Origin of the sequence: Chryseobacterium sp. CFS2, assembly GCF_036543225.1 — a bacterium.
In the GTDB taxonomy this organism is placed as follows: Bacteria; Bacteroidota; Bacteroidia; order Flavobacteriales; family Weeksellaceae; genus Chryseobacterium; species Chryseobacterium culicis_A.
Genome location: NZ_JAZHQU010000004.1, coordinates 537,262 through 549,156, shown reverse-complemented (window position 1 = coordinate 549,156; position 11,895 = coordinate 537,262). Strand labels below are relative to the sequence as shown.

General features: G+C 36.7%; 6 protein-coding genes. 5 read left to right on the top strand and 1 reads right to left on the bottom strand.

Features of this window, described 5'->3' with window-relative positions:
* Nucleotides 1-156 precede the first annotated feature (156 nt).
* The 4 genes from ODR02_RS12325 (at nt 157) to ODR02_RS12310 (ending at nt 9,159) form a co-directional block, all read left to right on the top strand.
* On the top strand, nt 157-2,997 hold the full coding sequence (locus ODR02_RS12325) for a SusC/RagA family TonB-linked outer membrane protein (RefSeq protein WP_309512617.1): 2,841 nt from the start codon (nt 157-159) through the stop codon (nt 2,995-2,997).
* Nucleotides 2,998-3,007: 10 nt separating this feature from the next.
* Nucleotides 3,008-4,459 (top strand): RagB/SusD family nutrient uptake outer membrane protein, encoded by a 1,452-nt coding sequence (locus ODR02_RS12320; protein WP_309512616.1) that lies wholly within the window; start codon nt 3,008-3,010, stop codon nt 4,457-4,459.
* Nucleotides 4,460-4,888: 429 nt separating this feature from the next.
* On the top strand, nt 4,889-7,678 hold the full coding sequence (locus tag ODR02_RS12315) for a SusC/RagA family TonB-linked outer membrane protein (RefSeq protein WP_209788176.1): 2,790 nt from the start codon (nt 4,889-4,891) through the stop codon (nt 7,676-7,678).
* A gap of 14 nt (nt 7,679-7,692) precedes the next feature.
* Nucleotides 7,693-9,159: a RagB/SusD family nutrient uptake outer membrane protein gene (locus ODR02_RS12310; protein ID WP_309512615.1), complete on the top strand. Its 1,467-nt coding sequence runs from the start codon at nt 7,693-7,695 to the stop codon at nt 9,157-9,159.
* A 77-nt stretch (nt 9,160-9,236) separates the two neighbouring features.
* Here the strand turns inward: ODR02_RS12310 and ODR02_RS12305 are convergent, their stop codons facing one another.
* A complete protein-coding gene (locus ODR02_RS12305; RefSeq protein ID WP_309512614.1) occupies nt 9,237-10,160 on the bottom strand; it encodes an AraC family transcriptional regulator in 924 nt (307 codons plus the stop codon).
* A gap of 182 nt (nt 10,161-10,342) precedes the next feature.
* Between ODR02_RS12305 and ODR02_RS12300 the strand changes: the two genes are divergently transcribed.
* Nucleotides 10,343-11,872, top strand: coding sequence for an aldehyde dehydrogenase family protein (locus ODR02_RS12300; RefSeq protein WP_105681085.1), 1,530 nt, complete (start codon nt 10,343-10,345; stop codon nt 11,870-11,872).
* The last annotated feature ends 23 nt before the right edge of the window (nt 11,873-11,895 follow it).

Genomic DNA, 11,895 nt, shown 5'->3' with positions numbered 1-11,895 from the left:
AAATCAATAGAATGGTTTCTCTGCTGGAGCTGCCATTTTTCAGTATTTACTATGAATTAAATACGTTTTAACATGTTGTTTTGCAGTATGTTGTGATTTGATGTTGTTAAGGATTGTTAACATATTTGTTCCTAAAATATATTAAAATATGTTAATATGAATATGAAATTATACGTATGGAGTGCAGGAGCTATGTTCTTTCTTGGGCAGACTGCTTTTGCACAGAAAGTGGGCAAGGATACCATAGCTAATAAAATTGATGAGGTTGTTGTAACCGGGTATCAAAGAAAAGCAAAAGATGAAATTGCCCAGGCACAATCTACAGTTACAGCTGGAGAATTAAAAACACAAACACCTGCTACCTCTGTAGGGAATATGCTACAGGGAAGGGCATCGGGGGTATATGTTCAATCACGAAACGGACAGCCGGGATCAACCGCTGAGATTAATATTCGGGGGATTGCCGGGTTTACGGGAAATTCAGAACCATTGTACGTAGTGGACGGGATTTATATGACAGCAAGACAATTTAATGCTGTTAATGGTAATGACGTAGAAAGTATAGTCATTCTGAAAGATGCTGCGGGGACAGCACAATACGGTTCAAGAGGAGCTAACGGAGTTGTCGTTGTAACCACGAAAAGAGGTAAGAATGGCAGGACGCAATACTCATTTGAAAATAGATTAGGCTTCTCTCAAAAAATTTCAAATAAGGAATTGAATTTTGAAATGATGAATGCTGCTCAGAAATTACAATATGAAAGAGAAATGAGAGCTTTGGGGTTACCAGGCTTACCTGATTATACAACAGCGGAGGAAGAGGCTTTACTAAAGCTGGATCATAGTTGGGAGAAAGATGTTTTAAGAACTTCTTTTCTCCAGAGTTATCTGTTTTCAGCAAGAGGGGGAAGTGATAAAAATAAATTCTACTATTCCCTTGGCTATGATAAAGATGATGGGATTGTTCGAGATATTAATGGACTTGATAGATACACTGGTAGGTTTAATTTTGAAAATAACTTAAGTGATAAACTAAAGGTAGGTTTAGACTTAGGAGCTGCTTACCAGTATACTCAGAATATAAGGGATAGAAATAATGTCCAAAGTCCATTTGGTGCCATGTACAAATATAATCCATTTGAACCGGTTTATAATTCGGACGGATCCTATAATTATGATTTGAGACAAGGTTTTAATATTGTTGAAGCATTACGGAATAATGTTGATTATGACCAAAGGTTAAGAGCTACCGGAAATATTTTTGGTGAATATAAAATCAATAAAGATCTGTCTTACAGGATGTATTTTAACTCATTATATGATAATTTAGTAAATACGAATGACCTGAAACGAGGATCTCAATTAGATGTTATCGTAAATGGAGCAGCTGGCTTAGGGACACTTAGAAAAAGTACTTTTTATTCATTCAATTATATTTATGGAAATAGAATAGATTTTAAAAAGAAATTAGGAGATCATTTTATTGGAGCTACCGGTCTTGTAGAGTTCAATAGTGAGTTTACAGAAAATATTACTGCAAGTGGAACTAATTATAAAAATCCTAATTCAGATGCTCCTTCGAATACCATTCCATCTGATAAAAATACTTTTACCGGAGATAAAGTAAAAAGCACGTTATTCTCTCTATTAGGTTTGTTCGAATATAATTATCAAAAGAAATATTTAGTTACAGGTTCTATTCGTCGGGATAAAAGTTCAAAGTTTGGGGCCAATAATAAATCTGGAGTATTTTGGAGTGGTAGTTTAGCCTGGAATGCTGCAAAAGAAGAATTTTTAGATGGAGGCTTTTTTAATGAACTTAAAGTCAGAGCATCTTATGGTACTTCAGGAAATGATAGAAATATTCCAAACTTTGCTAACGTAGGTTATGTTTCTTATGGAGATTATGGAAGCGGAGCAACAATGACGCCTACCACTATAACAGGGAATCCTGATATAAAATGGGAAACCAATAAAACAACCAACCTAGGAGTAGATTTTGCCTTTTTAAATAGCCGATTTAGAGGCGCTGTTGAAGTCTATCGAACAGATAGAAATAATTTTATTCAGCTATTACCACTTTCCTACGAATCAGGTAACTATTCAATATACAAAAATCTTGGTGATATGCGTAACGAGGGACTTGAAGCTGAATTTACATTTGATGTGATCAGAAAAACGAATCTAAAAGTTTCATTAAGAGGAAATACATCTTGGCAAAAAGCTAAAGTAACATCTCTTGACGGAGTAAGTACCCAAAGAAATATGGGGGAGACTGCTTTAAAAATTGGTGAAACCCCATATTTCTACAGATTTGTAGAGTATGCAGGGGTAAATCCTTCAGACGGAAAAGCATTATATTTTACGGATAGAACAGCACCCAATACAGGAGAGAATTTTTATACAATTAATGGAAGGACAGCTACGGATGTTTATAATGCCTCTGCAGATATTAAAGACCTTACAAACAAAAGCCCAATTCCAAAGTTCTTTGGAGGTTTTGGTCTTAGTGCTGAAATTTATGGATTTGATCTTTCAGCAGACTTTACATTCAAAACAGGAGCGTATACTTATAATTATCAAACTCAGACTTTACAAGACCCCTCATCTAGAACGGATAATATGAGTATTGATGCCCTTAATTATTGGAAAAATCCGGGCGATACAAATGTTCTTCCAAAGCCAACTGCAGTAGGTTTAAGAGATTCTGATCAATTCTTGGAGAAATCAGATTATCTAAGATTTAGAACTTTAATGATAGGCTATACATTTAATAAAAAATTCCTGGGCGAAAGTATTCCATTGAATTTAATCAGGGTGTATGTTCAAGGGCAGAACTTATTAACATGGACCCAATTTAAAGGTGATCCTGAGGTGGCAGTGGGTTCCGGCGAAAATCAATTGTCAGCAAATCAAACTTATGTACCTGGATCATATGCCTTATTTAGTTATCCGGCAGTAAGACAGTTTATGTTTGGTGTTCAAGTAGAATTTTAAAACTTAAAAAATGAAAAAGATAATTATATCAGGTTTATTACTTGCTTTTATAGCAACGATTTCATGTGATAAGGATTTGGAACAATTTTCCAATACCAATACATTTGTGGATAATGCATTTAAATCATATACTGATTATAGGTTTGCTTTAGATGGAGTATATGATGCTATGAAAAGAACAGGATATTTTTCGGGTGGCGATTCCGGAAGTCAAAATATTATGGCTGATCTAACTGCTGATAATTTGATCCAGAGCCCATCAGGAAGACTTACCGAAACAAGGTCATGGCTTTTGGAATTTGGTCCTGATGACGGGCAGACTACAGCATTGTATGGAGCAGGTTACTTTGCTATTTCCAGAGCTAATTTTGTTCTTGAAAATTTAAATAAAGGAGTTCTCACTTCTGCAGAATCATTACAAGTTGAAGCCGAAGCCAGAGCATTAAGAGGTATTATACACTTTGATATTGCCAGAGCTTATTGTAAAATTCCAACACAATCCTCAGATGCAAATACCTCTCTTGGAATTGCATATATGACCACTACTTCCAATACTCCGGTGACAAGGAATTTAAATGTTTCTCAGGTTTATGAAAAGATCATAGCTGATTTAGAATTTGCAAAAGCTAATATACCAGCCACTAATAATAGTGCTGCTCCATTTGTAAAGGGCCGGCTGAATAAAGCTTCAGTTGCAGGACTATTATCAAGAGTATATTTGTTTATGGGAGATAATGTAAAAGCTTTGGCTGCAGCAGAAGAGTCTATAGCAATATCTCCTAGTGTCGGCGCAATAGGTAATTTCCCTTCTGTTTGGAATAGTACCAATCAAGATGGTACATTATTGGAAATTTTGAATTCAGATGCAGAAAGAGTTACAATTGGTAGCTGCTATAATCAAATTATAAGTGGAGCCATTAAATCAGAATTTGTAGTATACAAGAACTTCTATGACTTATATAAAGCTACTGATGTAAGAAAAAATTCTTATTTTAAAGTAAGTACATTTTCTGGCCTGAGCTATATTAATGTAATTAAATATAATACGAGAGGATCATTGCCGAATGTGGTTAATTATAAATATCTTAGAACAGCTGAAGTCTATCTTAACGGCGCAGAAGCGGCTTTTGGTTCTAATCAAGCCAGAGCTTTAGCATTGCTTAATATTTTAAGACAATCCAGGTATTCTGATTATTCACCGTTAAATTTAACAGGTACTGCTTTATGGGATGAAATTCAAAAAGAAAGAAGACTTGAATTAATGGGAGAAGCCGACAGGTGGTACACATTAAAGAGATTAGGATTAAGCTTGTCAAGACCTAACCAGGGCGCTTTAAGCAATGGTAATGGAACTCCTGCTCCCACTCCAACTTTATCTTCCACAAGTAATAAGTGGCAATGGCCAATTCCTATAGATGCTATTAATTTGAATCCACAAATTCAACAAAATCCTGGATATTAGCAATTAACAATTTTTTCTTTTTACCCCTCAAAAGGCTGTCTCTAAGACAGTCTTTTGAGGGGTAAACTCGTCGTTTGTTATGTAAATTTTAAGAAATTGAATATGTTTTTTTACATTTTCTCTTAAAATCAGGCAGGGTTTTATTTTATATTTTTCGTAAGTTTTATTTATTGAAGTTTATTTTTTTAACCTATTACTTTAAATTGATTTAAATTGATTTTAATTTTAAAATTTATTAAAATTCCGTTAATATTTAAAATGACTTATTTTTTGTTAATTTTTTAAATACAATTAAAATGATTCCCCATCATTTTTCAAGTATCAATGTGAATCTCTCCGTTCTGGAAGCCTGTTTTCAGCATTTAATGAATTGATGTTACAGATATTTATTAACATATTTGTCCCTTGAATATATTAAAATCTGTTAATATGAATGTGAAGTTACATGTATTAAGTGCAGGAGCTTTGTTTTTTTTAGGACAAGCTGCTTTTGCGCAAAAATCTAAGAATGATTCTGTTCTGAAGGAGAATAAGATCGATGAGGTAATCGTTACTGGATACCAGAAGAAAAAAGCAGATGAAATTACCCAGGCTCAGGCTGTTGTGGGTGGAGACGAAATCAGAAGAAACTCTCCTACAACATCTATCGGTAACTCTTTACAGGGTAGAGCTTCAGGGGTATTTGTACAAAGTACTACTGGGCAGCCAGGTGCTGCTGCTACCATCCAGGTGAGAGGGATTGCCGGTGTTGGAGGTTCTTCAGAGCCTACTTACGTAGTAAATGGGATGTACATGACTGCAAGACAGTTCAGTGCAATCAACCCTGCAGACGTAGAGTCTATTTCAATTCTTAAAGATGCTGCTGCTACAGCACAGTATGGTGCGAGAGGAGCAAATGGAGTAGTGGTAGTAACTACTAAAGCCGGAAAAGCCGGGAAAACTCATTACTCATTTGAAACTAAATTTGGTTTCAGTGAAAAGCTGAGAGACAAGAACTACACCATGATGAACTCCAGAGAGCTGATGGATTTCCAGAATCAATTGGGATACCTTGGATTTAAGCCGAGATCTCAGCAGGAAATGGACAGACTTGCTGCTTTTGATCACAACTGGCAAAAAGATCTGTTGAAGCCTTCAAGCATCCAGTCTTACTTGTTCAGTGCTCAGGGTGGATCCAGAGAAAGTACTTTCTACTACTCTTTAGGGTATGATTCTGACAACGGGATTATCAGAGATATCGACGGTCTTAAGAGATATACAGGTAACTTCGGATTTACGAATAAGCTAAGTGAAAAACTGAACGTAGGAATCAACCTTGGTGTTCAGTATCAGGAAACACAAAATTTCAGAGACAGAAACAATACACAGAACCCATTTGGAGCAATGTATAAATATGCTCCTTACGAGCCTGTTTACAACCCGGACGGAAGCTATAATCAGACAATGAGAGCGGGTTCTAACGTTGTTGAGCAGATCCGTAATTACAGATTAGATGATCAGAGACTGAGAATTCCGGTAACTTTATTCGCTGAATATAAAATTATCGATGGTCTGAAGTTTAAAACAAACTTTAACGGACTTTTCGATTGGTACATGGGAACTCAGTGGTTGAAGAAAGGTTCAAACCTGGATATCACAGTGAACAAAGTTCCTACAGGTTCATTGAACAAAAATTCATTCTATACATTTAACTATACTTGGAATAACTCCATTAACTATAAAAAATCATACGGAAGCCACAACTTCGATTTCTTAGGATTTATCGAATATAACGATAACTACAACGAAACAATGAACGGTGGAGCTTACGGATTGAAGTCTCCAGCATTAAATGTTCCATCTATTACGACACCGTCTGACAGAAATACATTTACCGGGGTTAAAGTAAGAAATACCCTGTTCAGTTTAGCAGGTATGTTAAACTATGACTATGAAGGTAGATATTTGGTAACAGGATCATTGAGAAGAGATGCTTCATCAAGATTTGGTGCCAATAACCAAAGTGGTATTTTCTGGTCTGCAAGTGCTGCCTGGAATATCGCGAAGGAAGAATTCATGAAAGGTGGTTTTATCAATGATTTAAAACTTAGAGGATCATATGGTACGACAGGTAATGACGGAACACTGCCGGATTACTACAACGTAACCAATGTCAGCTATGGTTTATATGGTGCTAACGGAGCATTATATCCTGGTACATCCAGCAGCTTTATCATCGGTAATAGTAATCTTAAATGGGAATCTAACGCGATCACCAACTTAGGAGTTGATTTCACAATGTGGAACAGAAGAATCCGTGGATCCGTTGAAGTTTACAAAAATAAGAGAAAAGATTTCGTACAGCTTGTACCTTTGGATAAACAAGAAGGAGGATACTACCAGTATATCAATGCGGGAGATATGTCTCAGAAAGGTCTTGAAGTTGAGCTTAGCGTAGATGTAATCAAGCAGAAAGATTTCCAGTGGAACTTACATGCTAACATGTCTTTCCAGAAATCAGTTCTTGATAAGTTAGCAGACGGTCAGACAGAAAGAAACCTGGGAGATACTTATCTTAAAGTAGGTGAAACTCCTTATGTATTCTATAATGTTAGATTTGCAGGAGTAGATCCAAGTAATGGAAATGCATTATATTATGATAAAGCTGGAAATATTACTAATGTTTACAGTGCTTCTAATGCTGTTCCTCTTACTGATAAATCTCCATTCCCAAAAAGTTTTGGTGGATTCGGAACTACAGTTCAGTACAAAGGACTTGATTTCAGTGCAGACTTTGCATTCAAGTTAGGTGGATATACGTATAACAACATGTATGCTGCTGCTGTTGACCCAACATTGGCTGTTGCAGGTAGAAACATGGCGCAGTCTGCTGCTCAGGTTTGGCAAAATCCAGGAGATACAGGGGTATTCCAAAAAGTTGACTCAAACGGTATGCGTGATTCTGATCAGTGGATTGAAAAATCTGATTACTTAAGATTAAGATCACTTACATTAGGATATACATTTGATAAAGCGTTCCTTGGAGAAGGATCTCCTATCAATAAGCTTAGAGCATATGTACAGGGACAAAACTTATTTACAGTAACTAAATTCCACGGAGAACCTGAAGTTTCAGTAGGATCTGGTGAATCTACAGCATTGTTCGTTCCTGGAGCATATAACCTTTATACTTATCCAGCGGTAAAAACAATCTTGGTAGGATTGCAATTAGAATTTTAATATTGAATAGCTTTATGAAAAAGAATATAATAAAAATAAGTTTAGCTGCGTTAACCATTTTTGTTTCGTTAACGTCTTGCGACAGAAATTTAGATCAGATCTCTTCAATCAATGAAGATCAAAGCCAGGCAATGACCAGACCTGAATCATTCAGACAGGCTATGGACGGTGCCTATACAGTTCTTAAAGGAGCTGGATATTACAGTGGTGATACAGGAAGTCAGCTTATTATGGGTGACCTTACTACAGACAACCTAATCCGTACAGCTTCAGGAAGAAATACCAACTTTGCAGCGTCAAACTTTGAATTTTCTTCTGATAACTCACAGACGACAGGATTATACAGTGCAGCTTACCTTGTAATCAGCAGAGCAAACTTTGTATTGTCTTACATCAATAACGGAGTATTATCAGGAGCGCAGAAAACAAATATAGAAGCTGAGGCAAGAGCATTAAGAGCAGCCGCTCATTTTGATATTGTAAGAGCATATTCTCAAATCCCAACTCAGTCTGCAGGTGCTAAAAACTCTGTTGGAATCTATTATGCTGAAAATTATAATCCTTCTAATACAACATCATCTCGAAACCTGACTGTTGAGCAGGTATATGATAAAATTATCGCTGATCTTTTATTTGCCGTTGATAATATTACACAAAATGATGCTGATAAAGGAAGATTAAGCAAAGCAGCTGTATACGGATTGTTATCAAGAGTAAATCTTTATAAAGGAGATTATACCAATACAATTAAATATGGTGAACTAGCATTAGGACTTTCTCCAAGCATCACAACACTGGATAACTTTACAAGAATCTGGAAAGAAAATGAAGGTTTATCCAGAATTACTGACGGAGTATTATTCCAGGTATCGAACGCTGCGGCAGAGCCAAATAATACTGTTGGTGCAGCTTATAACCAGTCAGTTCCAGCTCTAAGATCTGAGTTTGTTGTAGATTATGATCTATACACAGCTTATGCAGCTGACGATATCAGAAAAGCAGCTTATTTCACAACCAGTACATATAGCGGACAAAAGTACAACCACGTTACAAAATATGCTGGTAATGGTGGCCCTGCTAACATCGTACCGATTAAATATCTTAGATCTGCTGAAGTATTATTGAATATTGCTGAAGCTTATTACAGAACAGGTAATGGTGCACAGGCTCTTGTTTTATTGAACAAACTAAGAGCAGAAAGACATTCTTCATTTACTCCAGGTACTGAAACAGGACAGCCTCTTTTAGATGCTATTCTGAAAGAAAGAAGATTGGAACTTGCATTTGAAAATGACAGATGGTACACATTGAAGAGATTAAACCTTGCTGTTCAGAGATCAGGGAAAGGAGACCTTTTTGACGGTACAGGTGCACCAGCGGTAGCACAGACTCTTGAGGCTGGAAACTTCAAATGGCAGTGGCCAATTCCTATTACGGCAATCCAGGCGAATCCAAAAATTGAACAAAATAAAGGTTACTAATTTTGTAATTATTGTTTTTTTACATAAGAAGGGCTCCATTAATTGGAGCCCTTTTTTATTGGTATATTGTCAATTAGCTATCTCATAATCATCCTATCCTGATAACTTTTCGGAGTTATTCCTTCCAGTTGTTTAAATACCCTGGTGAAGTAATTGGTATCTGAAAATCCCGTCTGAAAAGCAGTTTCTTTGATACTGGTCTGGCTGGCTAGCAATTCTTTTGCCCTGTTAATTCTCTCCTGCAGAATAAAATCATTAGGGGAAGTTCCCAGCTCATCTTTGAACATTTTAAAGAAATTCGATTTGCTTACATAAGCCAGTTTAGCGATACTGTCAATAGATAATTTCTGGTGCAGATTTCGTTTAATATAATCCACCACAAAACCTATTCTGGATTTATTCTTTACAATATTCTTCTCTACCATACTCCTTGCCTGGGTCTGCATCAGTCTGATCAGAAGTTCTTTCAGAGCAAAATCAGCCATGATATCCTTTTGAGAATTATCATCCATGGCAATTCTCATAATATTATTGGTAGCTGAAGCAAGGGCTTTATTATTAAACAGAAAATACTCATCCAGCTGAATATTCCATTGTGAGGTTTCATCTACTTTGGGAAGGTGGTAATTGAGATAATTAAGGGAATCCTCAATAAAATCCGGATTAAGACTTAATGAAATACATTGCGTAGGAGTCTCATCCGCTTCAGGAAAATCAATCACCATCGTTTCGCCCGGTGCTACCAGAATACTTTCTCCCGGATAATAATCGAAATAACTGGTTTTATTATCCAGTTTCATATGCTTTTTACCTCTCAGCATAGCTGTAAACGCAATATTTTCAAAATGAAGTTTTACATCAAAAGCAGCCTTATGAGTTTCATAAATACTGAACTCACAATTGTTTAAATTGAACTTCGTCCGGTTTTCAACAAGACTCAATAGCTGGTTCTCCTTACGTAATTCAGGAGTATTTAATAAAATCTTAGTATTGTTATTCATTTCTAAAATTTTTGGAAGCGGAGGTAACTCAAATATAGAAAATTTGACCGTACGTTGCTGTTAATAAAATACTAAAATTGAAGCCCTTGCACTATTTTACACTTTTTTTATACGATTGTGCTATACTCTTTTTGGCTTCTCAGTGTAATTTGGTGGTATCGAAAAAATAAAAACAAACTAATATGAGTACTATTACAGAACCAAGATCAACGACCCTTTTACAGCGTCCGGAGTTCAAAAACAGATATGATAACTATATTGATGGTAAGTTCACACCGCCTGTTAAAGGACAGTATTTTGACGTAGTCTCTCCAGTAGACGGGAAAAAATTTACCCAGGTAGCGCACTCCTCTAAAGAAGACCTGGAATTGGCTGTAGATGCTGCGGATAAAGCTTTCCGTACCTGGAAAAATACTTCCTCTACAGAAAGAAGCATTATTCTGAATAAGATTGCAGACAGGATAGAACAGAATTTAGAATATCTTGCTACAGTAGAAACAATAGACAACGGGAAGGCCGTAAGAGAAACACTGGCTGCAGATTTACCCCTAGCCATTGACCATTTCAGATATTTCGCGTCTGTAATTCGTGCAGATGAAGGATCTCATAATGAACTGGATAAAGACACTGTATCTCTGATTGTTCACGAACCTCTTGGAGTAATCGCACAGATTATCCCATGGAATTTCCCGATACTTATGGCTGTCTGGAAGCTGGCTCCGGCATTGGCAGCTGGAAACTGTGTGGTGTTGAAACCTGCAGAAAGTACTCCCGTTTCAATCATGGTTTTAATGGAATTGATCGGAGACCTTTTGCCAGCTGGTGTCATCAATATTGTTAACGGATTTGGAGCTGAACTTGGAAGAGCTTTAGTGACCAATCCGAAAGTTGCCAAAGCAGCATTCACCGGATCTACTGCTACAGGACGTATGGTAATGCAGTATGCCACAGAAAATATCATTCCTGTTACCCTGGAATTAGGAGGGAAATCACCCAATGTATTCTTCAATTCAGTAATGGATGCCGATGATGAATTTTTAGATAAAGCGATAGAAGGAGCTGTACTTTTTGCTCTTAATCAGGGTGAGATCTGTACGTGTCCTTCAAGACTGCTGGTTCAGGAAGGTATTGCAGATGCCTTTATTGAAAGAGTGATTGAAAGAGTTAAAGCCATCAAAGTGGGAAATCCTTTGGATAAAACCGTGATGATGGGAGCACAGGCCTCACAAATTCAGAAAGATAAAATCCTTTCTTACATTCAGCTTGGAAAAGAAGAAGGAGCAGAAGTTCTGGTAGGAGGAGATGTCAATAACCTTGGAGAAGATTTGGAAGACGGATACTACATTCAGCCTACAATTTTCAAAGGAAATAACAGAATGAGAATTTTCCAGGAAGAGATTTTCGGTCCGGTACTGGCGTTTACCACTTTCAAAGATGAAGAAGAAGCTATAAAAATTGCCAATGATACCATCTACGGACTTGGAGCAGGAGTTTGGACCAGAGATGCTCATCAGCTGTACAATATTCCGCGTCAGATTGAAGCAGGAAGAGTTTGGGTAAACCAATATCATTCATATCCGGCCGGAGCACCTTTCGGAGGTTACAAACAATCTGGAATCGGAAGAGAAAACCATAAAATGATGCTCGACCATTACCGTCAAACCAAAAACATGCTGATTTCTTACAACAAGAATAAGCTAGGTTTCTTTTAATATTATTTAGGACGTGCCCGATT

Excerpts from the sequence above, each read along its gene's own strand:
- ODR02_RS12315 (WP_209788176.1), top strand. The coding sequence starts at position 4,889 with ATGAATGTGAAGTTACATGTATTAAGTGCAGGAGCTTTGTTTTTTTTA.
- ODR02_RS12305 (WP_309512614.1), bottom strand. The coding sequence starts at position 10,160 with ATGAATAACAATACTAAGATTTTATTAAATACTCCTGAATTACGTAAG.
- ODR02_RS12300 (WP_105681085.1), top strand. The coding sequence starts at position 10,343 with ATGAGTACTATTACAGAACCAAGATCAACGACCCTTTTACAGCGTCCG.
- ODR02_RS12325 (WP_309512617.1), top strand. The coding sequence starts at position 157 with ATGAATATGAAATTATACGTATGGAGTGCAGGAGCTATGTTCTTTCTT.
- ODR02_RS12310 (WP_309512615.1), top strand. The coding sequence starts at position 7,693 with ATGAAAAAGAATATAATAAAAATAAGTTTAGCTGCGTTAACCATTTTT.
- ODR02_RS12320 (WP_309512616.1), top strand. The coding sequence starts at position 3,008 with ATGAAAAAGATAATTATATCAGGTTTATTACTTGCTTTTATAGCAACG.